The organism is Vibrio sp. D173a (assembly GCF_030248475.1).
The window spans coordinates 1-613 of sequence record NZ_JAHGAH010000887.1; the positions used below are offsets into that span (position 1 = coordinate 1).

A 613-nucleotide genomic window follows, 5' to 3' on the forward strand; every position below is an offset into this window, starting at 1 on the left:
GATGCCATCTTTCGATGCATTCAATCCGGTTGTTTCAAAGTCCAACGCCAGAAAGGTCACCTCAGAGAGTGGGGTATCCGGGTCGGGCAGAGGCTTAGTGTAGAACTCCTTGAGTCGTTCATCTTTAACGCGGTCGAGTTTTTGCGCGAACTTAAAGTGCCAATCTACCGCAGGTGACTTAAATATTTTATTCATCGTCTCTACTTAAAGTTGTTGTTGGCTTGGTAACGGAACTTCAGGAAGTTCTGAGCATTACTTAGGATCTGGAACGCATCTTTTAAATTGCGGCGCTCAAAGTCCGATAGGTTCTCAGGCTCGATATTGTTGTCTGGTTCAATATTGTTATCGACATCCAGTGCTTGGTGGCGAATACGAACCATAGAGATAAACTCCATCGCATCTTTCAGATCTTGAGCTCGTCCTTTCGGCAGGATACCCGCATCGATGATGTCATCTAGTCGTTCAAAAGAGTTCTTTGAACGTGAGGCAACCGCGAGAGAGTGGACACGAATCAAATCGGCCAGTGGCGCCGTACCGCGTCGTTTAAGGTTGATGGAGTTATTATGACGACCATCTTTCTCCATCACGAAATCTTTGAAGAAACCAAGAGGTG

1 protein-coding gene and 1 pseudogene are annotated in these 613 nt (G+C 46.2%); both read right to left on the reverse strand.

Features of this window, described 5'->3' with window-relative positions:
* Positions 1-195: pseudogene (locus KIV40_RS30025) on the reverse strand (3'-5' exonuclease); the annotation flags it as partial.
* 5 nt (positions 196-200) lie between these two features.
* A partial coding sequence (locus KIV40_RS30030) for a putative nucleotidyltransferase substrate binding domain-containing protein (protein WP_285352925.1) occupies positions 201-613 on the reverse strand: 413 nt, incomplete at its 5' end.